Genomic DNA, 26,483 nt, shown 5'->3' on the forward strand with positions numbered 1-26,483 from the left:
GTCCCAAGCGACACCACTGTCTAAGCATTTTCATGGTCTCCCTGATGTAGCCCGATGACCTCAAAGACGCGAATCGGCGCTTCGCGGCCCTTGACCCGAATCACCTCGCTGCGCCCGCAACGCACCAGCTCGCCCGCTGCGGTAATACACTCGGCACTGGCCAGAATCGCGCAGCCAAGCTCCTTGGTCATGCCTTCCAGACGCGAAGCCAGGTTCACCGTATCGCCGATGGCAGTAAACTCCATGCGCACCGGCGAGCCGATATTGCCCAACACCACCTCACCGCTGTGTAAACCGATGCCTACGGCAAAGGCCGGCAGGTCGCGGCCGGGGAAGCGCTGCTGCATCCAGCCGGCGAATTCCTCGGCGACGTTCTTCAAGGCTAGCGCAGCGCGAATGGCACGTTGTGCGTGGTCGCCCAACGGTACGGGGGAGCCAAACTCGACCATCACCGCATCGCCAATAAACTTATCGATACTGCCGCCCTCGGCCAGCAAGGGTTCACAGGCGCGGGCGAAATAGGCATTGAGCATCTCCACCACCTCTTTGGCCGTGAGCCGCTCGCTGATACTGGTGAAGTTGCGGATATCGGAGAACAGCACGGTCACCCGCTGCGCCTGACCGCCCAGCTCCGGCCGCTCGCCCGAGCTGAGCAGGGCTTCAACCACCTGCTCCGAAACATAGCGGCCGAACATCTGCCGCAAGCGATTGCGCTCACGCTCTTCCCCCGTCAGACGCAGCCCCAGCACACCCAGAAAGCTCAGCGACAAGGTCAGCCCCGCCGCGCTCTGCGGCAACAACCAGCCCAGCCGGAACAGCCACTGACCCAGCACCAGCAACAGCGCCAGCCCCAGTAACCAGGCCAGTAGCGTTGCCCACACCGGCAGGCGCAGCAGAACGCACACCAGCAGCAGGCTCAGAGCCAGCAGGCCGCCGGCTCGCCAGATAGCCTCGGGGTTACGCAACTGACGACCGTCGAGCAATGCCTGCAGCACATTGGCATGCACCTCAACCCCACTCATCAGCAGGCTACGCCCGCCCAGCCAATCGCTATTAAACGGGGTGAAGTGGGCATCGTTAAGCCCAGCGGCGGTGGCGCCGAGCAGCACCAGCTTGCCGCGCAAGGCCAGTACTTCGGGATCACTCAAGGCGTCGTCCGCTAGCAGCCGGTGCAGGGGCAGGCTGTGGAAGGTACCGGGCGGCCCCAGGTATGGGATGACCGCAGCCGGCTGATCCAGCTGCACGGCGCGCCCGCCCAATTGCCAAGCGGCAGCGCGCACATCCTGTCCCGCAGCGCGTACAGCCAGCAGCGCAGGCAGACTCAGCTGCGGCAATTCATCCTGCAACTGCGCTCGCTCCGCCGCATCCACTGGCGCCAGGCGAAAACGCCGTACCAGACCATCACCCTCGACCAGCAGATCAGCCAGGCCAACATGCGCCTGCAGGTCATAATCAGGCAGCGCCAGCAGATAATCAGGGCTCGGCAGCAGGTAGTCGCTCACCGCCGCCCCGCTGCCGGAACGACTGGCCACCAGCAGCAATTGACCGCTGGCCAGTTGCTCGCGGAAAGCCCGGTCATAGTCCCTGGCACCCGGAAACTGACCATCGCCCAGCGTGCTCAGCCAGCGTTCGGGGCTGATGCTGTAGAGCATATCCAGGCCCACCAGCGGCACCCCGACCTGACGCAAACGCTCGACCGCCACGGCGAGCCGGTCGGTCCAGAACAGCATGGGATCATCCGGGTAGCGGGCCAGGCTGTCTTCATCGATGGCCACGATGGTCACCTGCTGCGGTGCATCACGCTGGCCCTGCAACTGGAATTGCAGATCCAGCAAACGCCGCTCGCTGCCGTCGAGCAGGCCGGCGCGCGCCAGCCATTCGACCAGCACGACACTGAGCAACACCAGCGCCAGCAACTTCAAGGGCATGCGCCATGCCCGCGCTATTCGCATCCACGCCCCCTTGTGCATACCAGGTGCTGCGCCCGCCAGAGGTCTTTCTATACTCAAGGCATTTCGCCATCGGCGAGCCGACTATCCATACGACCGATTATCCACAAGCCCGATTATCCACAAGCATAGGCACATGCCATGACCCTGCGCGGCAAGATTCTCGGCTTCTTTCTGCTGCTGTTGCTGGCGGTAATGGTGCTACTGCTGGCGCTGGTCTATCGCTCCACCTACCAGCACACCCTGAGCCAGGTGGCCGGGCAGTTGAATTTCGCCCATGCGGTGCTGAGCAACGAGCTGCAGAGCCGCCGTCAGGCGCAAAGCGCCATGGCCGACCTAATCGCCAAGGATTTCACCCTGCTCGGCGAAATCGCCGACCTGATCGCCAGCCCGCAGCAGGAAGCGCAGTCGCTGTCCGCCGCGCTGGAGTCTTTCGCCTCGCGCAGCCAGGCCAGCTTCGCCCTGGTCAGCGCGCCGCAGGGGCTGATTCTGGCCGGCACCAGTGGCGAACTACTGCCCGGTGCGCCACTGCCGTGGGATGACCTGCTGGATGAAGACGACCCGCGAAGCGCCGACCGACTGGTGGTGTTTGGCGGGCGGGTGCTGCATATCAACGCCACGCCAATCTTCGCGCCACGGCCCAACCTGATGGGTTGGCTGCTGATGGCCTTCGAGCTGGACGATCGGGCCACTGCACATCTGGCCCGTCTCAGTGGTGCCGATGTCGCCCTACTCGACGGCAGCCCCGGCCAATACCGGGTGCTGGCCAGCAATCTGCAGGCACTGCCACGGGCCGAACTGGCCAGCCAGTTGCTGCCAAATGCCGCTGGGGTATTTCGCTTCGAGCTACAGGGCCTGGAACAGGTGGCCCTGCGTGCACCGCTAATCGGCACCAGCAGCGAATTACAAGTGCTGCTGATGCGCTCGCTGTCCGCCGAACTGGCCGATTACCAGCCGCTGCAATGGCAACTGGCAGCCATCTTCGCCATGGCCCTGCTGCTGGCTGGCCTCGGCGCCCTGTGGATCGCCAATACCGTCAGCCGCCCGCTAAGCCAGATGGTCGACAATGTGCGGCGTATCGCCAGCGGCGACTATCAGGTGGCTATGCAGGTGCCGGCCACTCAGGCCAGCGGTGAAATCGGCTTGCTGGCCCGCGAGTTCGTCGCCATGCAGCAAGGCATTGCCGAACGCGAAACCACCATCAGCTTTCTCGCCTACCGCGACCCGCTGACCGAACTGGCCAACCGCAACCGCTTTGTCGCCGAGCTACAACAGGCCCTGGCGCACTGCCCGCCGGGCGAAGGTGTGGCGGTGCTGCTGATGGACCTGGACAATTTCAAGGACCTCAACGACACCCTCGGCCATGAGGCTGGCGACCAGTTGCTCTGCCAGCTTGCCGCACGCCTGCAGGCGCTGCTGCGTCCTGGCGAGCAACTGGCGCGCCTCGGTGGTGATGAATTTGCCCTGCTGATCAGCCCCTGCCAACCCGGCTGGCTGATCCCCGCCGCCGAGCATTACCGCGCCGCCCTGCACGAGCCATTCGCCGTGCGCGGCATCAGCATGACGCTCAACGCCACAATCGGTATCGCTCTGTATCCGGATCACGGTGAAAGCGCCGGCAGCCTGCTGCAGCATGCCGAAGTAGCGATGTACCTGGGCAAACAGCAGCGCTCACCCTACGCCCTCTACCGCCCGGAGCTGGACCGCCACAGCCTGCTACGCCTGGCGTTGATGAGCGAGCTGAAAGGTGCGGTGGAAGGCGGCCAGCTCAGCCTGTACTTCCAGCCGAAACTGAATATCCGCGCGCGCAGCCTGTATGGCGTGGAATGCCTGGTGCGCTGGATTCACCCGGTACACGGCTTTATCCCGCCGGACGAATTTATTCCCCTGGCCGAGCAGACCGGCAACGTCTGCGCCCTAACCCGCTGGGTGGTGCGCACTGCCGTGGCGCAGAGCCGCGCGTGGCAGGCACAGGGGTTGGCGCTGAAGACCGCAATCAATATCTCCGCACTGGATCTGGCCGACCCCGGCTTCGCTGGCTTTATCGCCGCGCAGCTGGCCGAGCATGGCGTGCCGCCATCCACCCTGATTGTGGAAATCACCGAAAGCGCAGTGATGGCCGACCCGGAACTGGCCATGGGGCAATTGCAGCAGCTGTGCGAATTGGGCGTGCACCTATCAATCGACGATTACGGCACCGGCTATTCGAGCATGGCCCAGCTCAAACGCCTGCCGGTGCATGAACTGAAGATCGACAAGTCCTTTGTTCTGGACCTGCTGAGCAATCCCGATGACGACATCATCGTCCGCTCAACCATCGAACTGGGGCACAACATGGGCCTGAAGATCGTGGCCGAAGGTGTAGAAACCGAGGCCATCCTCGAACGCCTGGATCAGCTCGGCTGCGATATCGCCCAGGGTTACCTGTTGAGCAAACCGCTACCACCGCCGGCCTTTGCCGACTGGCTGGCGGCGACCCACTGGCAGCTGCCGCGCCATATAGGCTGATCCAAGCCAGAAAAAAGGCCGCTGCCGATCATTTTGATCAGCAGCGGCCCGGGAAACGCTGGGGCAAAGGTTAAAACGCGTTATCGCCAATCAACATGCCGTGCACAACCATATAGGTCTTGCGCCCGGACTGCAGGGTCAGCGGGCTGCGCTCGGCAATCACCCAGCCTTTGGCCAGCAGTTTGTCGATGTGCGCCCGCAGCTCTGGCAGGTAGCGTTGCTCTTGGTGAAGCGATTCCATTCTGCTCATCCTCTAGAGGACTCCTTTGCGACAGCAGCCAGGTATACCGGCCGTTCATCCGTGAAAGCTGTCACAAAAGCATAGTGGCCCTGTGCCTGCTTCTAAAGCGGCAAATGGCCACATCTCTGTAGGCATAACGCGCCAAGCAGCTATAGCGTTTGGCTTACATTGTTTTTCAGTTTAGACCGCTGTGGCTGTGGCGGCGGATTCGCCGACATGCGGTGAGCTGAACTCCAGATAACCGTCCTCAACCTTGCCGTAGCGCAACAGCGCCAGGTCCAGCAGGTAGTTCTGGTAGAGCTTCCACGGCGCGCGATCCCCCTGGCTGGGGATCTTGTCAGCCGCGCGTTTGATATAGCCGCTGGCCAAATCGAGGAACGGCGCATTCTTGACCTGCCGCGCCGTGTCGCGCGGGGTGCACTGGCGCATGCCGTTGGCATCCATATGGTTGATCAAGCGGCAGAAGTATTCGCTGGAAAGGTCCGCCTTGAGCGTCCAGCTGGCATTGGTGTAACCCAGTACCACCGCAGCATTGGGCAGATCACGCAGCATAATGCCGCGATAGCCCATGCTCTTGGCCGCATCGAAGGGCACTCCGTCCACCGCCACCTGCATGCCACCAAACAGCTGCAGCTCCAGGCCGGTGGCGCTGATGATCACATCCGCCGGCAGCTCTTCACCGGACTTCAAACGAATGCCCTTGGCAGTCAGGCCGTCGATATGTTCGGTGACCACCGTGGCTTTGCCCTCGCGCAGCACCTTGAACAGATCGCCATTGGGCACCGCGCACACCCGTTCATCCCAGGGTTTGTAGCGCGGGCTGAAGTGGCGCATGTCGAAGTCCTTGCCCAACTGATGCCGGGCCAGCCCGAGCAACGCCTTGCGCACCAGGTTGGGGAACGCCTTGGCAAGCTTGTAAAAGCCCAGCTGTATCGCCACCTGACGGGTGCGGGCCAGGCGATAGACCCAGGTTTCCGGCAGAAAACGGCGCAAGAAGGCGGAAATCGGATCGCCCTGCGGCAGGCTCACCACATAGGTCGGCGAGCGTTGCAGCATGGTCACGTGCTTGGCCTTGTCGGTCATCGCCGGCACCAGGGTCACGGCCGTGGCGCCGCTGCCGATCACCACCACATTCTTGCCGCTGTAATCGAAGTTGTCCGGCCACAGTTGCGGGTGGATAAATTCGCCCTGGAACTGTTCGCGGCCTTTGAATTCCGGGGTGTAGCCCGCTTCATAACGGTAATAGCCGGTACACATCAGCAGGTGCTGGCAGCTGAGTTTGATCGGCTCAGGCTCATCGCCGCGCTGCACCTGCAGGGTCCAGGTGGCGCGCTCACTGCACCAGTCGGCCTTGAGCACCTTGTGCTGAAAGCGGATGTTTTCCTGAATGCCGTTTTCCTGCGCGGTTTCTTCGATATAGCTGCGGATCGACGGGCCGTCGGCAATCGCCAGCGGGTTGGTCCAGGGTTTGAAGTTGTAGCCGAGGGTGAACATGTCCGAATCGGAGCGGATGCCCGGATAACGGAACAGGTCCCAGGTGCCGCCGAGGGCCGCACGGCCTTCGAGGATGGCGAAGCGCTTGCTGGGGCAGTGCTTCATCAGGTGATAAGCCGCACCGATGCCGGACAGGCCGGCACCAATGATCAAGACATCCAGATGTTCGGCAGACATGGGGGCTCCTCAGGCTTCTTGTTATGGCTGCAGGTCGCTATATCAACCCGCAATACCCGCCAGATTCACCTCCAACAGCGCTTTTGTCATCCAACCTTTAGTGGTGTGATCAGCCGCAGACTGACCACAGTTATGGCTGAACAATGACCAGAACGCTCAGAAACCTGCCCAGCGATTAGAAGCTGTTGCGCAACACCACTTCGTTGAACGGCAGCTTGCCGATGCGCGGCTTGGGTTCGATGGTTTTCTTGCCGACCGCGACCATCAAGGCAATCACATGGTTTTCTGGCAGCTTGATCAGCTTGGCCACGGCATCGAAATCAAAACCATCCATCGGGCAGGAATCCAGGCCCTTGCCGCGCGCGGCGAGCATCAGGGTCTGCGCCATCAGGCCGCAGCTGCGCATGGTTTCGTCGCGCTGCACCTGTGGTTTGTCGCGGTAATAGGTGTCGATGGCGCCGGCCATATAGGCCTGCACTTCCGCGGGCGCACCGTCCCAAACGCGGCCGACATCCTCCTGCCAGCTGTCGAGCTTGGCGCACACCACCACCAGCATCGACGCATCGGTCACCTGCGCCTGGCCCCAAGCCACTTCGCGCAGTTGCTGACGCTGCGCCGGATCGCTGACTTCGACCAAACGCACATGCTGCAAATTGAACGCCGACGGTGCGAGCAGCGCCAGTTGCAGCAGTTCATCCTTCTCAGCATCACTCAGGGTAAATGCCGGGTCATAACCTTTGACGGCGCGGCGGCTGCGGATGGCTTCGTCGATGTGCATGGGCGTTCCTTAAATGTGGGTTAACGAGTGAGCAATGCTAGGCACTCGGCAGTGCGAATGCCAAACGCCATTAACGATAGAAACTATCGAAACAGACGATGGGAGTGGCCCGCCTGTTAAAATCCGCACCCCGCAAACAGGTCCCGACCATGCAAGCAACCGTCCTTGTCACCCTGCAGCAGCACCTGCTCGACGCCCTGAATAGCGCGCCGAGTGAAACCCGTCGCCTGTTTCACGGCCGTGGCCGCTGCTGGCCGGGGCTGGAGCAGATCACCGTGGATTGGCTGCAAGGTGTGCTGCTGGTGGCGCTGTTCAAGCCCCTGAGCGATGCCGACCTGGCCGCGCTGCAGCAGATGCTGCTCGACCTCGGGCAATCCGCCGCCTGGCAGCAGAGCGGCGCGCACAGTCTGCTGCTGCAACAGCGCTACCTGCCAGAAAGTCCCACGCAATGGCTGCTCGGCGAGCCGGTGGAGCACTGGGATATCTGCGAGCACGGCCTGCACTACCGCCTCGACCTGGGCAAAAAGCAGAACAGCGGGCTATTCCTCGATATGCGTTATGGCCGCCAATGGGTGCAGGCGCAAGCGGCCGGCAAGCGCGTGCTCAACCTGTTCGCCTACACCTGCGGCTTTTCGGTTGCGGCGCTGGCCGGCGGTGCGCGCCAGGTGGTCAATCTGGATATGGCCAGGGCCGCGCTCAGCCGAGGTCGCGATAATCATCGGCTGAACCAGCACGATCTCAGCCAGGTGGTGTTTCTCGGCCACGACCTGTTCAAGTCCTGGGGCAAGGTGGGCAAGTACGGCCCCTATGACCTGATCATCATCGACCCACCCTCCTTCCAGCGCGGCAGCTTTGTGCTGAGCAAGGATTACCCCAAGGTGCTGCGCCGCCTGCCCGAACTCTTAAGCGCGGACGGAGCGGTGCTGGCCTGCAGCAACGAGCCGGAAATCGGCCCGGATTATCTGATTCAGGCCATGACCGATGAAGCACCGAGCCTGCGCTTTAGCCAGCGTCTGGCCAACCCGCCGGAGTTCCCCGACAGCCAGCCGGACAGCGCCCTCAAGGCGCTGGTGTTTCGCCGCGAACAAGGCCCGCAAACCCCGACTTAGAGGGCTCGCCAGGGCAGAGCATTGCCTATTGAAAACTGGTCTACAGTTAGCCGACCACCCCTCGCGAGATCACCGCAATGACGCTGAAAACCCTTGGTCTGGCCTTGTCCGCCACCCTGTTACTGGCCGCCTGCGCCAGCCAAACCCCCACCCCATCGCAGTATTCGGGCTTCCTCAGCGATTACTCACAGCTGCAGCCCGCGCAGTCGGCCAGCGGCGCACCAGTAATGCGCTGGGTATCAGCGGATTTCAAACCGGAAAACTACCGTTCGGTGCTGGTGGAAAGGCCGGTGTTTTACCCCGCACCCACCCCGAATGCGCAAGTTAGCCAGCAGACCCTGGACGAAATCGCCCTCTATCTGCAGCAAGCCATACGCCTGGAGCTGGCCGGACGACTAAAGGTTGTCGAATATGCCGATCGCGACACCCTGGTGCTGCGCTCGGCCATCACGGCGGTCAACCTGTCACCGGAAGGGCTCAAGGTCTATGAAGTGGTACCGATTGCTCTGGTTGCTGCGGCCGCCAGCACCGCTGCCGGCACCCGCGACCTCAACAGCAGTATTTATGTCGAACTGGAAGCCATCGACGGCCGCACCAGCCAGCCGATGACCCGCGTCGTGCGCAAAGGCCACGGCCTGCAGCTGGAAAACGACAGCACCCAACTGAGCCTAAAAGACATCAAGCCAGCGCTGGATGTGTGGGCCAAGGATGCGCGTAACTTCAATCCCTAGGGCCTGACGGTTCAGGCAAAGACAAAGTATTTGCGCACCGTCTCGACCACCTCCCAGGTGCCCTTCATCCCGGGTTCGACGATAAAGATATCGCCGGCACGCAGATGAATCGGCGCCTGCCCCTCTGGGGTGATGATGCAGTAGCCCTCCTGAAAGTGGCAGTACTCCCATTTCTCATAGGCCACCTGCCATTTGCCGGGTGTGCAGATCCAGGTGCCCATGATCTTGCTGCCGTCCGCCGAGGTGTAGGCGTTCAGGTTGACGGTGTGCGGCTCGCCGGCGATGCGCGTCCATTTGCAGGCATCCAGCAGTGGAATCGGCTGGGTATCACGCAGTACGGTAATCGGTGACATGGGTGGCTCCTGAGGTCGGTAGAACAACAGGCGCCAGCCTAGGGCCGCCATCCTGCCGCGACTGTCCTGAGGTCGACCTGCAACTGCCTGGAAGCGCTGCCCCTTCGCCCAGGCTGATGCGCAAACCGCGTGCTACCTTGAAGGGGGCCTGTTGCTTTATTCCCGCCGCTTGCCCGATCCGGAGATGCTTTATGTCCAGTCTTTACCGCTTGGTCACCCGCAGTGATTTTGACGGCTTGGTGTGCGCCGCCCTGCTCAAACACCTCAACCTGATCGACGACATCCTCTTCGTCCACCCCAAGGACATGCAGGACGGCAAAGTGGCGATCACCAGCAACGACATCACCACCAACCTGCCCTACGTGCCCGGCTGTTACCTGGCCTTTGACCACCACCTCAGCGAGACCATCCGCAACCAGCCTGCGAGCAATCACCTGATTGATGCCGATGCGCCGTCTGCAGCCAGGGTGGTGTGGAAGCACTACGGTGGCCACGACGCCTTCCCACGGGACTGGGACGAAATGATGGAGGCCGTGGACAAGGCCGATGCCGCACAATTCAGCCGCGACGACATCCTCGACCCGCAGGGCTGGGAACTGCTGAGCTTTATCATGGATGCACGCACCGGCCTCGGGCGCTTCCGCGATTTCCGCATCTCCAACTACCAACTGATGATGCAGCTGATCGACTTCTGCCAGACCCACGGCATTGCGGAAATCCTCGAACTGCCGGATGTCGATGAGCGCGTGGCGCTGTATCTGGAGCACCAACGCGAAGCCAAAGCGCAGATCCAGCGCTGCGCCACGGTCTACCACAACCTGGTGGTGCTCGACCTGCGCAACGAGGAGACGATCTACGCGGTCAACCGCTTCGTCATCTATGCCCTGTATCCGCAGTGCAATATCTCGATCCACGTGATGTGGGGCGTCAAACAGCAGAACACCGTATTCGCCATCGGTAAATCGATCCTCGATCGCAGCTCCAACACCAATGTCGGCGAGCTGTGCCTGAGCTACAACGGCGGCGGCCACGCCAATGCCGGCACCTGCCAGGTGGCCAACGAGGATGCCGAAGCGGCGCTGCGTAAACTGATCGCTGAAATCACTGCTGACGGTTAAGCCCTGCGGCAGGCTGGGCGTAGCCTCGGCTAGAAGGTTAAGCTGTGGCCCATGAGTACAGCGCCCTTTATTACGCCGCTTGAATCCAGTCGCACGGATGCGCCTTCGGGCTTGCGTATCGGTGGCGACTGGACGCTGCCTCACTACGCCAGCCTGGAAGCCGAGGTGCTGGCACTGCGCGGCACGCTAAACAGCGCCGCCAGCATCGACCTGCAAGACCTTGGCGCGCTGGACACCGCCGGCGCGGCGCTATTGGTGGAGTTGCTTGGCAGCCAGCGCCTGGCGCAACTGGCCAACGATGCACCAGGCCTGGCCAGCGAACGCCGCGCGTTGTTGCAGGCAGTGGGCAATGCCATCGCCGATGCCGGTGACGCGCTGCCAGCCAAGCGTATCCCGGCCTGGCGCGAATTCTTCGGGCAGATTGGTCAGGCTGTGGAAGAACTCTGGCAGCAAGGTGTGGCGCTGCTCGGCTTTATCGGCATGACCCTGGCAGCGATGTTCGCCATCCTCCTGCGCCCCGGCCGCTGGCGCATCACCTCACTGGTCGCGCATCTGCAGCAGAGCGGCCTGAATGCCGTGCCGATTGTGGCCCTGCTGACCTTTCTGGTCGGCGCGGTGGTGGCCTTTCTCGGCGCCACGGTGCTCGCCGACTTTGGCGCGAGCATCTACACGGTCGACCTGGTGGCGTTCTCCTTCCTGCGTGAATTTGGCGTGCTGCTGACCGCCATTCTGATGGCCGGGCGCACCGCCAGCGCCTTTACCGCGCAGATTGGCTCGATGAAGGCCAACGAGGAAATCGACGCCATTCGCACCCTCGGCCTCAATCCGCTGGAGTTGCTGGTGCTGCCACGGGTGTTCGCCCTGCTGATTGCCCTGCCGATTCTGACCTTTATCGCCATGCTCAGCGGCATCCTCGGCGGCGCAGTGGTCTGCGCCCTGAGCCTGGACATCTCACCGGCCATGTACCTGGCCATGCTGCAGGAAAATATCGCACTCAAACACTTTGTCGTGGGCATGGCCAAGGCGCCGGTATTTGCCTTCCTGATCGCCGTGATCGGCTGCCTGGAAGGCTTCAAAGTCACTGGCAGCGCGCAGTCGGTGGGCGAGCGCACCACCTCCAGCGTGGTCCAGTCGATTTTCGTGGTAATCGTGCTCGACGCCCTGGCCGCGCTGTTTCTGATGGAGATGGGCTGGTGACGGGCGAAGCGATTATCGAGGTACGCAACCTGGTCAACCGCTTCGGCGCGCAGACCGTACACCAGGACCTGGCGCTGGATCTGTATCGCGGCGAAGTGCTCGGCGTGGTCGGCGGCTCGGGCACCGGCAAGTCGGTGCTGCTGCGCAGCATTCTTGGCCTGCGCCGCGCCAACTCCGGCACCGTGCGAGTATTCGGCGAAGAACTGCTGAGCCTGCCGCCCGAGCGTCGCTCGCAGCTGGAGCGACGTTTCGGTGTGCTCTATCAACGCGGCGCGCTGTTTTCCTCACTGACCGTGACCGAAAACATCGCCCTGCCGCTTATCGAACATGCCGGCCTCACGCGCGCTGCCGCCGAGCGCCTGGCGCAAGTCAAACTGGCACTGGTCGGTCTGCCGCGCGAAGCCGGCGACAAATACCCGACCGAGCTGTCCGGCGGCATGATCAAACGCGCCGCGCTGGGCCGAGCGCTGGCGCTGGAGCCGGACATTCTGTTTCTCGACGAACCCACCGCCGGCCTCGATCCGATTGGCGCGGCAGCCTTCGACCAATTGATTCTGACCCTGCGCGATGCTCTGGGCCTCAGCGTTTTTTTGGTCACCCATGACCTGGACACCCTCTACACCATCTGTGACCGGGTGGCCGTGCTCGCAGAAAAACGCGTACTGGTGGCCGACCGCCTGGACGTTGTGGCCGCCACCGACAACCCTTGGATTCATGAGTATTTTCACGGCCCGCGTGGACGCGCAGCCGAACAGGCCGCCAACCGCGCGCCAGGGAGCAACTGAATGGAACCGCGTGCCCACCACGTATTGATTGGCCTGTTTACCGTGCTGATGGTCGCCGCCGCACTGGGCTTTGCCCTGTGGCTGAGCAACGCCAGCTCGGACCAAGAGCTGCGCGACTATGACGTGATTTTCAACGAAGCGGTCAGCGGTTTGTCCAAAGGCAGTGCTGTGCAATACAGCGGGATCACGGTCGGTGACGTGATCAACCTACGCCTCGACCCCAATGACCCGCGCAAGGTGCGTGCGCACATTCGCGTCAACGCCAACACGCCGATCAAGCAAGACACCCGTGCCCGCCTGTCGATCACCGGGATCACTGGCGCAGCGCTGATCCAGCTATACAGCGGCTCGCCGGAAAGCCCGGTGCTGCTCAGCAAAGACGATCAGCGTGCGGAAATCATCGCCGACCCATCACCGCTGTCACGCCTGATGGCAAACAGCGAAGACCTGGTACTCAACGTCACACGCCTGCTCAACCGCGCCAACCAGCTGTTCTCCCGCGACAATATCGGGCGCATCTCGCGCACCCTGGAGAACATCGAACAGACCAGCGCCAGCGTCGCCGAGCAGCGCGATGAACTGCGCACCGCCCTGCAGCAGATGAGCAGCGCCAGCCAGGAAGCCGCTGACCTGATGCGCAACGCCAACCAGCTGCTCAGCGGCCAGGGCCGCGAAGCGCTGGACAGCGCCAGCCGCCTGATGGCCTCACTGGAGCGCAGCAGCAACAACGTCGAGCGCCTGCTCAGCGACAACCGCGCCGCCCTCGACGGCGGCATGCAGGGCATCGGCGAGCTGGGCCCGACCATTATCGAACTGCGCGAAACCCTCAGCGCCCTGCGCTCCTTCGCCCGCCGCCTGGAGGAAGACCCGGCCGGCTACCTGCTGCGCAGCGACACCATCAAGGAGTTTCAACCATGAGTCGTCTTCGCCTGCTCACCGCCCTGCTGCTGATCGGCAGCCTGGCCGCCTGCTCGGTCTTGCCGAAAAGCCAGGTGCTGAGCATCTACCGCCTGCCGGCCAGCAGCCTGCCCAGCCATGACGCCAGCGCCGATTGGGCGCTGCGGGTGAACAAGCCCTACAGCAGCCAGCTGCTCGACAGCACACGGATTGCCGTGTTGCCGCCCGGCGACCAGATCAGCGCCTACCAGGGCGTACGCTGGAGCGACCGCGCGCCGCTACTGCTGCGTGACCGGCTGATCGATGCCTTCCTCGACGACGGCCGCCTCAAGGCCGTCAGCAGCGATGAAAGCCGCCTGCAGGCCGATCTGGAACTAGACGGCGACCTACGCGCCTTCCACAGCGAATACCAGAACGGCCGCCCGGCCGCGCGCATCCTGTTCGAGGCGCGCCTGGTGCAGAGCGGCAGCCTGCGCATCCTCGCCAGCCGGCGTTTCGAAGTCAGCCAGGCGGCCAGCGACACCTCGGTGCCCGCGGTGGTCAACGCCTTCGGCCAGGCCGGCGACCAACTGGCCCGCGAGGTGCTGGAATGGACCCTGAACCAAGGACAGAGCGCGCAGCAAAAATAAACTGAGTTGTTCCAGCAAGGGGCGAACCATGGACAAATTTATGCAAGCGGCCATCGATGAAGCCCGCCAGGGCCTGGCCGAAGGCGGCATCCCGATCGGCTCGGTACTGGTGCACAACGGCCAGATTATTGGTCGCGGCCACAACCGCCGCGTACAACAGGGCAGCGCCATCCGTCATGGTGAAATGGACGCCCTGGAAAATGCCGGCCGGCAGAGCGCGCAGACCTACCGCGAGTCGCTGCTCTACACCACCCTCTCGCCCTGCGCGATGTGCAGCGGGGCGATCCTGCTGTATGGCATCCCCAAGGTGATCATCGGCGAGAACCAGACCTTCCTCGGCGAAGAAGCGCTGCTGCGCGAGCGTGGCGTGCAGCTCGATGTGCTGCACAACAGCGAATGCCTGCACCTGATGCAGGCCTTTATCGCCGCCCAGCCGACGCTGTGGAACGAGGATATCGGCGAGTAGCTGCTATCCCTGCTGCCCCGCCAACCAACTGCGCACCTCGGCGTAGGGATAATCTTCCAACGCGGCAAACCCGCCGAGCTGGCGCGCCTTGAGCTTGGTAAACAGCGGCACGCTGATACCGCAGAGAAAGCGCGTCAGGCATTCGGCGCTTGGTGCGCTGCCTTTGAGTTCCTGGTGTTTGCGCACAAAGCCGTCGCATAAGCTGTGCACATCCTGCTGCCTCAGAGGCGGCAAGGCCGGTGGCGCAGGTAACTGAGCCACTTGCCCACGGCATACCGAACAATGCCCACACTGCTGCGGCGCGTTGGCGTCGCCGAAATAGGCGGCCAAGCGCTGGCTCAGGCACTGTTCGCTGGCAAACAGCGCGAGCATGGCGTGAATCCGGCGGATTTCGCTGGCTTCCTGCTGGCTGAAATAGCCGTGTAATTCGCCGCTCAGGGCAACTGGGTCGAAGCCTGGGTCGAGCAGCGCGTAGACCTCGGTCATCTGCTTGCTTTCCAGCTCAATCCAGCCCTTTTCCTGGAAGTAATCCAGGGCCTTGATCACCCGGCCGCGCTCAGCCTGGTGCTGCTGGTAGAGCTGGTCGAAGTCCACCGTGCACCAGGTGCGTGCGCGCTGCGAGGTAGCGACCAGCGCCTCGACAAACTGCCGCCGCTCACCCTCGAACTTCTCCAGCAGCGCTTCGGGCCCCAAGAGGAATTTGAAGCGATATTCGGCGAAATAGGCGTAACGCGGGGCGATGATGCCGCGTAGCTCCAACTGCACCAGCAGGGTTTTCAGCGGCAGCTGACGGATATTGCTCTGCTCGGAGAGCTGGTTAAGCATCAGCTCCCATTCGCCGCTCTGGCTGCTATTCAGCAGTTCGTCGAGCACACAGCGAATGCCGTCCAGCTCCGGCGTATCGCCATAGACGAAGTTTTCCAGCACGTTGAGGCTGTCGCGATTGGCCAGCACCAGGCAGTCGGAGGGCTGGCCATCACGGCCGGCGCGGCCGATTTCCTGGCTGTAATTCTCGATGGATTTCGGCAGGTCGAAGTGCAGCACATTGCGGATATCAGCCTTGTCGATGCCCATGCCGAAGGCGATGGTGGCGACGATGCAGTTGATCTGCCCTGCCATAAACTGGCGCTGAATCGCCTCGCGGGCCTCATGCGGCATACCGGCGTGGTAGGCACTGGCAGCAATGCCGCGCTGGCTCAGGCGCGCAGCCACCTGCTCGGCGGTCTTCTGCTGGGTCACGTAGACGATGCTTGGCTGCCCGGCCTTGGCTCCTAACCACTGCTCCAGACGGCGCTGTTTGTCAGCACCACTGACCGGCTCGACCAGCAGATTGAGGTTGGCGCGGTAGAAACCGGTGGTGACCACGTCATCGGCGGCGATGGCAAACTTCTGCTGCATATCGGCAATCACCGGCGGCGTAGCCGTGGCGGTGAGCAGCAGCACCTGCGGGATGCCTAACTGGCGCTGGTAATCCGGCAGCTTGAGGTAATCCGGGCGGAAGTTATGCCCCCACTCGGAGATGCAGTGAGCCTCGTCGATCACCAGCAACGAGATCGGTACCTGGGCGATAAAGTTGCGAAAGCGCTCATTCTTCAGGCGTTCGACCGAGATCATCAGAATCTTCAGCTCGCCGGACTTCGCCCGCGTCATCACCGCACTAGCATCCTCGCGGCTTTGCGCCGAATCGATACTCGCGGCGCTGATACCACGGCTATGCAGAAACGCCAACTGATCCTGCATCAGCGCCAGCAAGGGCGAGACCACCAGCGTCAGGTGCGGCAGATGCAGCGCCGGCAGCTGGTAGCACAGCGACTTGCCCGAACCGGTGGGGAAGATCGCCGCCGCCGAACGGCCCGCCAGCACGGCCGTCACCACGCGTTCCTGACCGGGCCGCAATTGCTGAAAGCCAAACACACGCTCAAGGGTACTCATAGCTGTCACTCCATTGACCGCACTGGCGGCAAACACTGATTAATTCCTACAAGCCGCGCTGCTATTGCCAATCCAACTAACACCACGGGCCACACAGGCGTACATTCAAACCATGCAAATAAAAAAGGAGATGAGTATGCAGGTATCTGGTTTCAGCGGCAGCTTGCCGGTTACCCACTAGATCGCTCACCACCCAGGCCAGATGGCCGCGCAGCATAGACCCCGGCGGAACCGGAGTAGCTGATGCGAACCACAGGCCGATGCGCAGTCTGGCGGGAAAACTCAGGTTCGCCGTGAGTTATGCCAAACCATAGACCTAACGCCGCCATACAACTCGAAAGCGCCAGCGGCCACCCGCGACATATCGACACCTACCTGGCACTAGCCAGTCATGCTGAAGTCGACAGCCGCAGACAAAGGCCCTGGAAATCGCCTGAGTTGCCAACCCCGTTAGCGCTGTGGCCCGAGACAGCCATATAGCAACACCTGAGGCCGTGCAGAGCGGCCACCTGAGCAAGAGCGCAACACGCAACACCCGCAAACGTGCCTGATCTGCTAGCAGATACGCACCCAAAGCCGCCTCCGGGCGGCTTTTCCGTTTCTTACTGCATCACAGATGCATTGTGGGAGGGGCTTTAGCCGCGACAACTTATTAAAAGCTCGCCGCTAAAGCGCCTCCCACCGGTTATCGCTGTGATTTCCCGTGCATAAAAAAACCGCCGATTAAGGCGGTTTTTTCAGTACGGCGCTTACAACTTAGAGCTGCGGGCCGGCGTTTTTGATGGCGTCGCTGACATCGAACTTCTGGAAGTTCTCGATAAACAGCTTGGCCAGGCCTTTGGCGGCTTCGTCGTAGGCGTTTTTGTCTTCCCAGGTGTTGCGCGGGTTGAGCAGATTGGTTTCAACGCCCGGTACCGACTTCGGCACGCTCAGGTTGATGATCGGCAGCAGCTCGGTTTCGGTACCGATCAGCGCGCCGCTCTGGATCGCTGCGATCACGCCACGGGTGGTCGGGATATTGAAGCGTTTGCCAACGCCGTAGCCGCCACCAGTCCAGCCGGTGTTGACCAGGTAAACCTTGGAGCCGAAGCCGCGGATACGCTTGATCAGCAGTTCAGCGTATTCGCCAGCCGGACGCGGGAAGAATGGCGCGCCGAAGCAGGTGGAGAAGGTCGACTTGATGCCGCCGCCCGAACCCATTTCGGTGGAACCCACCAGCGCGGTGTAACCGGAGAGGAAGTGGTAAGCCGCTTGCTCTTCGTTGAGGATCGATACCGGCGGCAGTACGCCCGTCAGGTCGCAGGTCAGGAAAATCACCGCGTTCGGCTCGCCGCCGAGGTTCTTCTCGCTGCGCTTCTCAACCAGCTCCAGCGGGTAGGCCGCACGGCTGTTCTGGGTCAGGCTGTCGTCGGCGTAGTTCGGTACGCGGTTTTCATCGAGCACCACGTTTTCCAGCACGGCGCCAAACTGGATGGCTTTCCAGATCACCGGCTCGTTCTTCTCGGACAGGTCGATGCACTTGGCATAGCAACCGCCTTCGATGTTGAACACCACGCCCACGCCCCAGCCGTGCTCGTCGTCGCCGATCAGGTAGCGGCTTTCGTCGGCCGACAGGGTGGTCTTGCCGGTACCGGACAGGCCGAAGAACAGGGTCACGTCGCCTTCTTCACCGATGTTGGCGGCGCAGTGCATTGGCAGCACGTCGGCGTCCGGCAGCAGGAAGTTCTGCACGCTGAACATGGCTTTCTTCATTTCACCGGCGTAACGCATGCCGGCGATCAGGACTTTCTTGGCGGCGAAGTTGAGGATCACGCAGCCATCGGAATTGGTGCCGTCACGCTCCGGTACGCACTCGAAGTTGGCGACGTTGAGCACTTGCCACTCACCTTTGCCAGCCGGGTTGTACTGCTCCGGGTTGATAAACAGGCAACGGCCGAACAGGTTCTGCCAGGCGGTGGCAGTGGTCATCTTGACCGGCAGGTAGTGCGCGTCGGCAGAACCTACATGAACGTAGGAAACGAAGCTGTCCTGGGCGTCGGAGAACGCCTGCACGCGGTCCCACAGGGCATCGAACTTGTCAGCCGGGAACGGACGGTTGATCGCGCCCCAGGCGATTTTCGCCTCGGTGCTCGGCTCTTGCACGATGAAGCGATCAGCCGGCGAACGACCCGTGCGATGGCCTGTGCGTACAACCAGGGAGCCGTTGGCGGCCAGCTCGCCTTCACCGCGACGAAGGGCTTCTTCGACCAGTTGGGCAGCGCTGATGTCGGTGTACACGGCGTTGTTGGCTTGCGTCATGTGGGTCCCCGTCGGCCACGTGGCCGAGTCTTCCGAACGTTTTGTAGTAGAAAATCAAGCACTACTACAGCGAAAAAAGTGCGCCGGATTATGCCAGAAAAAGCCAGCTGCGGGTGCAGCCTCTGATCAGATCATGCCGGTGCGATTTGCGGCTATTTGCCACAGAACCTGCTTAGGATTTAGTGGCGCGTATCCGATGGAGCTTCGATGCTGCCATCGATAAACAGTTGCAGTACATCCGCTGCATCGAACAGGTAGCGCTCGTTGCAGAACTGGCAATCGATTTCCACGCTGCCGCCATGCTCCTGCACCAGCGCTTCGGCATCGGCCTGGCCGAGGCTGATCAGCGCGCGGCTGGAGCGCTCACGCGAGCAGCTGCAACGGAACTGCAGGGCGCGCGGGTCAAACAGGCGCAGCGCTTCCTGGTGATACAGACGGTGCAGCAGGGTTTCGTTATCCAAACCCAGCAGCTCCTCGGCCTTCAGCGTATCGGCCAGGGCCATGGCGTGCTGCCAGCTGGCTTCACGCTCATCGGCTTCCTTCAAACGGTCGGCCGGCAGCTGCTGCAACAGCAGGCCGCGGGCACGTTGGCCATCGGCACTGAGCCAGAAACGCGTCGGCAACTGCTCGGAGGTGGCGAAGTAATTGGTCAGGCAATCGGCCAGGGTATCCCCTTCCAGATCGACAATGCCCTGATAACGCTGCCCTGATTTCGGGTCGACGGTCATGGCCAGCACGCCGTCGGGCATCAGTTCACGCAGGTTGGCATCGGCAGTGATCTGCTCGGCGTGATAACGGGCGATACCGCGCAGTTCGCCTTCGCTGGAGCACTCGACCATCAGCAAGGGCACGGCACCGGAGGAGCGCGCTTGCAGAATCAGCAGGCCTTCGAATTTCAGTGTGCCGATCAGCAAAGAGGCAGCAGCCAGCAGTTCACCCAGCAATTGGGCGACCGGTTGCGGGTAGGTGTGTTTGGCCAGCACATGGCTGTAGCTGTCGGTCAAGCCGACCAACTCACCACGGATATCGCTGTCGTCGAACAAGAAGCGTTGGGAAAAATCAGACATGCCAACTTCACTGAATGTGACTCGGCCCGCGATTTTAGGCGCAAACGCCCATCCGACCAAGCGCCTCTTATCTATCAGCGCTGCGGGCGGAAGCTATCGATACCAACCCGGGTCACAGTTACCGACAAAAGGCAGGCCGAATCTTTGCAATCAGAAGACAGAATATCTAGCATGCCCGCCGCCTTAATCCCTTACAGATGACAAGGATGCCACTGCATGAGCCCTTCTTTTCTTAACGACCAATGGCGTATCCGCCCGCTGGTTGCCTGCCATATCGTCGCCCTGCTGCTGCTCGCCAGTTGGCTGTGGGCGCCCAGCCGCGCGCTGTGGGACCAGTTTGATCTGCAACTGTTTGCCCTGCTCAACGAACCCGTGCATAGCGCCGGCCTGTGGGCGCAGACCTGGGCGATCGGCAGCATGCGCCCGGTGGACATGGGTGTTGGCGTGCTGATGCTGGCGGTGATGCTCAAGGCCGACCTAGTGTTCAGCGGCGCCCAGGTGCGCAAAGCGCTGTATGCCTTTCTCGCGGCGCTGATCGTGTTGCTGCTGTTTCGCGTCGGCTTCGCCGAGCTGGTCAAGCTGATGGGCTGGCAGCGCCCGAGCGCGTCCTTGGTAGTTGAAGGCGCCGCGCGGCTGACTGAGATGTTCCCGACCTGGGAAGAGCGCTGGGACATGAAGGACAGTGCCACCCGCAGTTTCCCCGGTGATCACGCCTCGGTGCTGCTGATCTGGGCGATGTTTATGAGCTTCTTCGCGCGCAACTGGCGCCTGCTGCTGGTCTGGACGATGGCGGTGATTTTTATGCTGCCGCGCCTGGTAGCGGGCGCACACTGGGGCTCGGACGCCCTGGTAGGCGGCGTATTCCTCGCCCTGCTGGCCCTGGCCTGGGCCTGCTTTACCCCCTTTGCCTACAAAACCAGCGAATGGCTGGAATACGTCACCCAGCCGCTGCTCAAGAGCCTGGCCAAGCTGCCCCTACTGGGCCGCCTGAGTGTAATCAGCGGCCGCTAGGCTGATCTGCGCGGCGGTTTGCCTTAAGCCAGGCGCCGCGCTTTATTCCTGATTGCCGTGAAACTGCTGAAACTGCCGGCGCTGCTTCTTGCTTGGCCGGCCATCGGTCTGCATGCCCAACGCCCCGGCTTTGCGCTGCGCGGCAGCCTGCTCGCGGCGCTCGATGCTTTCTGCTGTTTCCGCATACAAGGCCTGCGCCTCCGGCGCGCCACGGCGCACCACTGAAAGCGCCTGCACCACCACGCTACGCTCCTCGAAGCCAGTGCGGATCACATAGACATCGCCGACTCTCGGCTCCTTGCCAGGTTTGCAGCGCTCGCCGCGATGGTGCACCTTGCCGCCCTCGATAGCCGCCTTGGCCAGGGCGCGGGTTTTATAAAAGCGCGCGGCCCACAGCCATTTATCCAGGCGTACCTTGTCGTCGTCTTTATCGCTCATCTGATCCCCACTGATGCCCACTGTGCAGGCGGACATTTTGCCTGATGCAGTTGTCATAAGGGCCAACTAGAATGCCCGCAAATACCATGGATCGCCCTTTGAAGACTTTCGACCAACTTGGCGTAATCGGCCTGCGTGAATGGATCAACCTGCCGGAACTAGGCATGGTCGGCCTGCGCGCCAAGATTGATACCGGGGCCAGCACCTCCAGCCTGCACGCCAGCGAGATCCAGCCGTTCGACCGCGATGGCGAACCCTGGGTACGCTTTACCGCGCACCTCGGTACCCTGGTGCAACGCCGCCACCGCTGCGAGGCGCAGCTGGTTTCGCTGAAAACCATCAAAAGCTCCAACGGCCACACACAGTCGCGTTATGTGATCCGCACCAACCTGACCCTGGGCGAGCGCGAATGGCCGGTGGAGTTCACCCTGACCTGCCGCAAAACCATGCGCTACCGCGTGTTGCTTGGCTCCAAGGCGCTGGTTGATGGGCAACTGCTGGTCAATCCGGCACTGACCTACGTACAGAATAAACCCACCCTCGCTGACTCCCCTGGTGCCCAATGAAGATCGCCGTGCTGTCGCGCAACCCGCGCCTGTATTCCACCCGCCGTCTGGTCGAAGCCGGACAGCTGCGGGGCCACGAGATGGTGGTGATCGACACCCTGCGTGCCTATATGAACATCGCCAGCCACAAGCCGCAGATCCACTACCGGGGCAAGCCGCTGGAAGGCTTTGATGCGGTGATCCCTCGCATCGGTGCGTCGGTGACCTTCTACGGCTGCGCGGTGCTGCGCCAGTTCGAGATGATGGGCGTGTTCCCACTCAACGAGTCGGTGGCCATCGCCCGTTCGCGGGACAAGCTGCGCTCGCTGCAATTACTCTCACGCCGTGGCATCGGCCTGCCAGTGACGGGTTTCGCCCACTCACCGGATGACATCGCCGACCTGATCGACATGGTTAACGGCGCGCCATTGGTGATCAAGGTGCTGGAAGGCACCCAGGGCATCGGTGTAGTGCTCTGTGAAACCGCCACCGCCGCCGAGTCGGTGATCGAAGCCTTTATGGGCCTCAAGCAGGACATCATGGTGCAGGAATACATCAAGGAAGCCGGCGGTGCGGACATCCGCTGCTTTGTGGTCGGCGACAAGGTGATTGCGGCGATGAAGCGCCAGGCCAAGCCCGGCGAGTTCCGCTCCAACCTGCACCGTGGCGGCAGCGCCAGCCTGATCAAGATCACCCCGGAAGAACGCATGACCGCCATCCGCGCGGCCAAGGTCATGGGATTGAGCGTGGCCGGCGTGGATATCCTGCGCTCCAATCACGGCCCGCTGGTAATGGAGGTGAATTCCTCGCCGGGTCTGGAAGGCATCGAAACCACCACCGGCAAGGATGTCGCCAGCCTGGTGATCCAGCATCTGGAGAAGAACAGCGGACCAAATCTGACCCGCACCAAAGGTAAAGGCTAAGCCTCACAAAAGCGGCGGAGGGCCTCGATGCTGCTGCATCCAGGCCTGAAAATCCGCCTCCTTCAACGGCCGACTGAAGTGATAGCCCTGCCCCAGTGAGCAGCCATGCTGGCGCAAACAGTCGAGCTGCCACTGGCTTTCAATGCCTTCGGCCACGCACTCCAGGCCCAGGTTGCGGGCGATCACCAGAATGGTCTGCACCAGCATCAGGCCGCTGCCGTCTTCACCGTCCATGTCCCAGGTAAAGCTGCGGTCGATCTTCAGGCGGTCCAGCGGTAAACGCTTGAGGTAGGTCAGTGAGGAGTAGCCGGTGCCGAAGTCATCAATAGCGAACCGCACGCCCAGCGCCTTGAGTGCCTGCATATTGCTGATGCACTGCTCGACCTCCTCCAGCAGCACGCCTTCGGTAATCTCTAGTTCCAACGCCGTTGCCGGCACCTGATGGCGTTGCAGGCACTCGCTGATGCGCGCCACGCAGCCGCGCTGGCGCAGCTCGCGCGGGCTGAGGTTGACCGCCAGCACCAGTTGCGGCCACTGCGGCAACCAGCGCGCCAGCGCCGCGCACGCCTGCTCCAGCACCCAAGCACCGAGCTCCTCGATCAAGCCGGTTTCTTCGGCCAGCGGGATAAAGTCGCCGGGCATCACTTCGCCGCGCTCCGGATGCACCCAGCGCAGTAGCACTTCCGCGCCGGCAATACGCTCGGTGACCAGCGCCAGTTGCGGCTGAAACACCAGATACAGCTGATTGCGCTGCACCGCCTGGCGCAGCTCGCTCTGCATCTGCAGCCGCTGGTCGATGGCCGCCTGCATCTCCGGGGCGAAGAAGTGCAAGGCGTTGCGGCCACCCTGTTTGGCCCGGTACATGGCGGTGTCCGCCTGCTTCAGCACGTCGGCGGCCACCTGGCTGCCGAAGGGGTGCAGGGCAATGCCGATACTGGCGCTGATCGACAGTTCATGGCCATCGATCCAGCAGGTGCCGACCAGACTTTTCAGCAGTTTTTCCGCAGTGATAGCCGCCGCTTCCGCCGCCAGTTGCGGGTTGCTGTCGAGCCCCTCAAGCAGCACCACAAACTCGTCGCCGCCCATCCGCGCCAGGGTATCTTCGGCGCGCAAGCCGCTGGCCAGCCGCGCGGTGACCTCGCGCAGCAGGCCGTCGCCGACCAGATGGCCAAGGCTGTCGTTGACCGTTTTGAAGTGATCGAGGTCGATAAACAGCAGCGCGCCCAAGGTGTTTTCGCGCTGCTCGCGGTCCATCGCGTGCTGCAGACGGTCGAGCAGCAGGCGCCGATTGGGCAGGCCGGTGAGTTCGTCGCTGAAGGCCAGGCGTTCGATCTCACGCTGATAACGCTGGCGCTCGGAAATATCGGTGACGCTGCCGCGAATCAGCACCGGCTCACCCGGCATGCGCACCAGACGGACCTCGCACGGAATCTGCCGGCCCTTGCTGTCACGGTGCAGCCAGTCGAATACCGGCGCCTCGCCGGACATCGCCCGTTGCAGGTAGACCTGGCCCAGCTCGGCGGTTAACTGACCGTCCGCCTGCTTGCTCGGGCTTAGATCAAACACACGCTTGCTGGCGATTTCTTCGCGGCTGTAACGCAGCAGGCGCAAGGCGTTGTCATTGCACTCGACCAGCGTGCCGTGAAGGTCGAACAGCATGATCGCCTCAGGCGCATTCTCGACGATGGTGCGGTAGCGCGCCTCGGCCTGCAGACGCTCGCTGATGTCTTCCACCAGCAGCAGAAACATGCGCACCCGGCCGGTGCTGTGGCGCACCGCGCGCAGGCTGACGCGGGTATGCACCAGGCTGTCGTCGGCGCGGCGAAAGCGTTTTTCCAGCTCAAAACCTTCACGGCGGCCGCTGAGTACCTGATCGAGCAGCGGCAGCTCGTTGTGCAGGTCGTCTTCCAGCGACAGCTCTTCCCAGCTCGACGCCAGCAGCTGTTCGCGCGAACGCCCGAGAATGCTGCAGAGCTTGTGGTTGACCTCCTCCCAGGCAAAGTTCGGGCTGGTCAGGGCCATGCCGATCAGCGGCGCCTCGAAGAACAGGCGCAGGCGCTCATCCCGCTCGCGCAGTTGCTGCTCGGCGTATTTACGCGCACTGACATCCTGCAGCGCGCCATACACGCGCACCAGCTCGGTCCCGTCGCGCTCGGTAATGCCGCGGATACGCAGCCAACGCGTCTTACCCTTGGCAGTGAGCAGACGCACTTCGATGTCGAATTGCTCCAGCCCATCGATCAGCTGCTGCAACACCTGCTCGGCCAGCACCCGCCCGCTGGCATCCAGGTAACTCAGGGCTTGGTTAAGGTCAGGCGTGCCGTTCTTCGGGTCCAGCTCATAGATGCGAAAGCAGCCGGCGCTCCAGTCCATGTCCTGCGCTGGCATGTTCAGCACCCAGCCACCGAGATTGGCGATGTGCTCGGTCTGGCTAAACAGGTAACTCTGCTTGAGCAGCTCGTCACTCTGCGAGCGCACCTGGCTGGCCAATTGCTCGCGGGCGGTGACATCGCTCTGCAGGGCGACGAAATGGCTGATGCCCTGGTCGTCGCGCATCGGCGCCAGGGTAAATTCGTTCCAGAATTGCTGGCCGTTCTTGCGGTAGTTACGCAGCACCACATCACAGCCCATGCCCTCGCGCACGGCCTGCTGCAAGCGGCTCAAGCCCTGTTGCTGATGATCATCACGCAGCAGGAAGTTCCAGTTGTTGCCCAGGGTTTCCTCACGGCTGTAGCCGGTAATCTGCTCGAACGCCGGGTTGCAGTAGATCAGCGGCAACGCCGGCTGGCGGGCATCGGCAATGATCACGCCTAACGGGCTGGCCTCCAGTGCCAGGTTGGCCAGTGCCAGTTGCTGCTGCATCTGCGCACTGCGCGCCAGCGCCTGACGCAGATCACTCAGGCTGCGCCCCACCAGCAGGGTGGCGAGCATAAACAGCAGCACACTGAAGTGCAGTTCCAGGCGCTGCGGGTCAAGCCAGGCCGCACTATTCACCAGGCCGCGCAACAGCGGCAGGATCAGCACCATCAACACGCTGAGCACCGCGCCACAGAGGCCGCCGGCAAAGCCCCAAACCAGCGCCAGGCCGAGCATCATCACGCCAATCAGCGGCAAATTCAGGGTCAATGGCAACACCCCGAGCAGCCACGGCATGCCAATTAACAGCAGCACCAGCAGTGGCCAGGGCGGCAACTGGCGCAACACCTCGGGCACCTGCTCGCAGCCGCTGCGCACGGGCCCAGCCAGCCAACCGCGCCGACGCAGCCAGGGCGTCAGGTAAGCCAACAAGGGGATGGCGATGGCCAGGGCGGTGAGGCTATCGGCCAGCCACAGGGTCATGCTGCCCGAGAGCAGGTCCTCCAGCGGCGCATGGCCGATCAGCCAGAGATTGCCCTGCACCCCCAGCGCCATGGGAATAATCGGCAACAGCACACCAAGCAGCATAAAGCGCAGCAAATGACTGAGGTCGGGTAGCGCCGGATCAAACGGACGCAACCGCAACAACAGCCAGGCCAGCGCGACACCGAGGGTTTCCGGCAGCGCATAGAGCGGGGCCCATTGCCACTCCAGCCCCCAGAGCGGGATCGACAACATGGAATTGAGGAACACCGCCAGCAGCACCCGCGGCCCCCACCACAGGGCAAACACCAGCGCCAGGGCAAACGGTGGATACCAGAGCGCCGCCCCGTCGGTGAACTGGGTCGCCAGGGACAGCCAGGTGGCCAGATGGAGCAATGGCAGCGGCAGCAACCAGGTCCATGGATAGAGGCGGTGGGGAACTGCAGGCATGCTGACCTCATGTCATCGCGCTGATAGAGCATAGTTCAGCGCAGTGAT

At 62.5% G+C, this 26,483-nt stretch carries 22 protein-coding genes; 12 read left to right on the plus strand and 10 right to left on the minus strand.

All coding sequences use genetic code 11. From position 1 onward, the window contains the following. Positions 1-20 precede the first annotated feature (20 nt). Complete coding sequence (locus tag Q8M42_RS03835; RefSeq protein WP_304870330.1) at positions 21-1,928, minus strand: adenylate/guanylate cyclase domain-containing protein; 1,908 nt, start codon at positions 1,926-1,928, stop codon at positions 21-23. A gap of 162 nt (positions 1,929-2,090) precedes the next feature. On the opposite strand from Q8M42_RS03835, the gene Q8M42_RS03840 reads away from it, so the two are divergent. Then, positions 2,091-4,457, plus strand: a complete 2,367-nt coding sequence (locus Q8M42_RS03840) for a bifunctional diguanylate cyclase/phosphodiesterase (RefSeq protein ID WP_304870332.1) — start codon at positions 2,091-2,093, stop codon at positions 4,455-4,457. 70 nt (positions 4,458-4,527) lie between these two features. Here the strand turns inward: Q8M42_RS03840 and Q8M42_RS03845 are convergent, their stop codons facing one another. The 3 genes from Q8M42_RS03845 to Q8M42_RS03855 all read right to left on the minus strand — a co-directional run bounded on the left by Q8M42_RS03845 (position 4,528) and on the right by Q8M42_RS03855 (position 7,147). After that, a complete protein-coding gene (locus Q8M42_RS03845; RefSeq protein WP_304870334.1) occupies positions 4,528-4,698 on the minus strand; it encodes a hypothetical protein in 171 nt (56 codons plus the stop codon). 180 nt (positions 4,699-4,878) lie between these two features. Next, positions 4,879-6,369: an NAD(P)/FAD-dependent oxidoreductase gene (locus Q8M42_RS03850; RefSeq protein WP_304870336.1), complete on the minus strand. Its 1,491-nt coding sequence runs from the start codon at positions 6,367-6,369 to the stop codon at positions 4,879-4,881. Between the two features lie 175 nt (positions 6,370-6,544). Then, positions 6,545-7,147, minus strand: a complete 603-nt coding sequence (locus tag Q8M42_RS03855; RefSeq protein WP_304870338.1) for a nitroreductase family protein — start codon at positions 7,145-7,147, stop codon at positions 6,545-6,547. 149 nt (positions 7,148-7,296) lie between these two features. On the opposite strand from Q8M42_RS03855, the gene Q8M42_RS03860 reads away from it, so the two are divergent. Both Q8M42_RS03860 and Q8M42_RS03865 read left to right on the plus strand, forming a co-directional pair. Then, complete coding sequence (locus Q8M42_RS03860; RefSeq protein ID WP_304870340.1) at positions 7,297-8,256, plus strand: class I SAM-dependent methyltransferase; 960 nt, start codon at positions 7,297-7,299, stop codon at positions 8,254-8,256. A 77-nt stretch (positions 8,257-8,333) separates the two neighbouring features. Beyond that, a complete protein-coding gene (locus tag Q8M42_RS03865) occupies positions 8,334-8,987 on the plus strand; it encodes a DUF3313 domain-containing protein (protein ID WP_304870343.1) in 654 nt (217 codons plus the stop codon). A gap of 11 nt (positions 8,988-8,998) precedes the next feature. Here the strand turns inward: Q8M42_RS03865 and Q8M42_RS03870 are convergent, their stop codons facing one another. Then, complete coding sequence (locus tag Q8M42_RS03870) at positions 8,999-9,340, minus strand: cupin domain-containing protein (protein ID WP_090250378.1); 342 nt, start codon at positions 9,338-9,340, stop codon at positions 8,999-9,001. A gap of 191 nt (positions 9,341-9,531) precedes the next feature. On the opposite strand from Q8M42_RS03870, the gene Q8M42_RS03875 reads away from it, so the two are divergent. From Q8M42_RS03875 to Q8M42_RS03900, 6 genes are read left to right on the plus strand one after another with little or no spacing between them, the layout of a single operon-like run. After that, positions 9,532-10,458 (plus strand): exopolyphosphatase, encoded by a 927-nt coding sequence (locus tag Q8M42_RS03875; protein ID WP_304870346.1) that lies wholly within the window; start codon positions 9,532-9,534, stop codon positions 10,456-10,458. Between the two features lie 51 nt (positions 10,459-10,509). Beyond that, positions 10,510-11,655, plus strand: a complete 1,146-nt coding sequence (locus tag Q8M42_RS03880) for an ABC transporter permease (RefSeq protein WP_304870348.1) — start codon at positions 10,510-10,512, stop codon at positions 11,653-11,655. Continuing rightward, the gene (locus Q8M42_RS03885; RefSeq protein WP_304870350.1) at positions 11,652-12,440 is read left to right on the plus strand and encodes an ABC transporter ATP-binding protein; all 789 of its coding nucleotides are present in this window, start codon (positions 11,652-11,654) and stop codon (positions 12,438-12,440) included. The genes Q8M42_RS03880 and Q8M42_RS03885 overlap by 4 nt, the downstream gene beginning before the upstream one ends. Continuing rightward, entirely contained in the window at positions 12,441-13,358 is a 918-nt protein-coding gene (locus Q8M42_RS03890; protein ID WP_304870352.1) for an MlaD family protein, read from the plus strand. Further along, positions 13,355-13,966, plus strand: coding sequence for an ABC-type transport auxiliary lipoprotein family protein (locus Q8M42_RS03895; protein WP_304870354.1), 612 nt, complete (start codon positions 13,355-13,357; stop codon positions 13,964-13,966). The genes Q8M42_RS03890 and Q8M42_RS03895 overlap by 4 nt, the downstream gene beginning before the upstream one ends. Positions 13,967-13,994: 28 nt before the next feature. Continuing rightward, positions 13,995-14,432 carry a nucleoside deaminase gene (locus Q8M42_RS03900; protein WP_304870356.1) on the plus strand — a complete coding sequence of 146 codons (438 nt, stop codon included), beginning with the start codon at positions 13,995-13,997 and terminating at the stop codon, positions 14,430-14,432. Positions 14,433-14,435: 3 nt separating this feature from the next. Here Q8M42_RS03900 and Q8M42_RS03905 read toward each other — a convergent pair whose 3' ends face one another. From Q8M42_RS03905 to hslO, 3 genes are all read right to left on the minus strand, one after another. Then, positions 14,436-16,364, minus strand: coding sequence for an ATP-dependent DNA helicase RecQ (locus Q8M42_RS03905; protein WP_304870358.1), 1,929 nt, complete (start codon positions 16,362-16,364; stop codon positions 14,436-14,438). 756 nt (positions 16,365-17,120) lie between these two features. After that, positions 17,121-18,662, minus strand: a complete 1,542-nt coding sequence (locus tag Q8M42_RS03910; protein WP_304870359.1) for a phosphoenolpyruvate carboxykinase — start codon at positions 18,660-18,662, stop codon at positions 17,121-17,123. Positions 18,663-18,841: 179 nt separating this feature from the next. Next, positions 18,842-19,729: an Hsp33 family molecular chaperone HslO gene (hslO, locus tag Q8M42_RS03915; protein WP_304870361.1), complete on the minus strand. Its 888-nt coding sequence runs from the start codon at positions 19,727-19,729 to the stop codon at positions 18,842-18,844. Between the two features lie 216 nt (positions 19,730-19,945). On the opposite strand from hslO, the gene Q8M42_RS03920 reads away from it, so the two are divergent. Further along, complete coding sequence (locus tag Q8M42_RS03920; protein WP_304870363.1) at positions 19,946-20,740, plus strand: phosphatase PAP2 family protein; 795 nt, start codon at positions 19,946-19,948, stop codon at positions 20,738-20,740. A 42-nt stretch (positions 20,741-20,782) separates the two neighbouring features. Here the strand turns inward: Q8M42_RS03920 and Q8M42_RS03925 are convergent, their stop codons facing one another. Further along, positions 20,783-21,178 (minus strand): RNA-binding S4 domain-containing protein, encoded by a 396-nt coding sequence (locus Q8M42_RS03925; RefSeq protein ID WP_304870365.1) that lies wholly within the window; start codon positions 21,176-21,178, stop codon positions 20,783-20,785. A gap of 98 nt (positions 21,179-21,276) precedes the next feature. Between Q8M42_RS03925 and Q8M42_RS03930 the strand changes: the two genes are divergently transcribed. After that, complete coding sequence (locus Q8M42_RS03930) at positions 21,277-21,744, plus strand: ATP-dependent zinc protease (RefSeq protein WP_304870367.1); 468 nt, start codon at positions 21,277-21,279, stop codon at positions 21,742-21,744. Further along, positions 21,741-22,646, plus strand: a complete 906-nt coding sequence (gene rimK / locus Q8M42_RS03935) for a 30S ribosomal protein S6--L-glutamate ligase (protein WP_275960268.1) — start codon at positions 21,741-21,743, stop codon at positions 22,644-22,646. The genes Q8M42_RS03930 and rimK overlap by 4 nt, the downstream gene beginning before the upstream one ends. A gap of 3 nt (positions 22,647-22,649) precedes the next feature. Here the strand turns inward: rimK and Q8M42_RS03940 are convergent, their stop codons facing one another. Beyond that, positions 22,650-26,435 (minus strand): EAL domain-containing protein, encoded by a 3,786-nt coding sequence (locus Q8M42_RS03940; protein ID WP_304870370.1) that lies wholly within the window; start codon positions 26,433-26,435, stop codon positions 22,650-22,652. Positions 26,436-26,483 lie beyond the last annotated feature (48 nt).

Source organism: Pseudomonas sp. (genome assembly GCF_030684895.1).
GTDB lineage: Bacteria > Pseudomonadota > Gammaproteobacteria > Pseudomonadales > Pseudomonadaceae > Aquipseudomonas.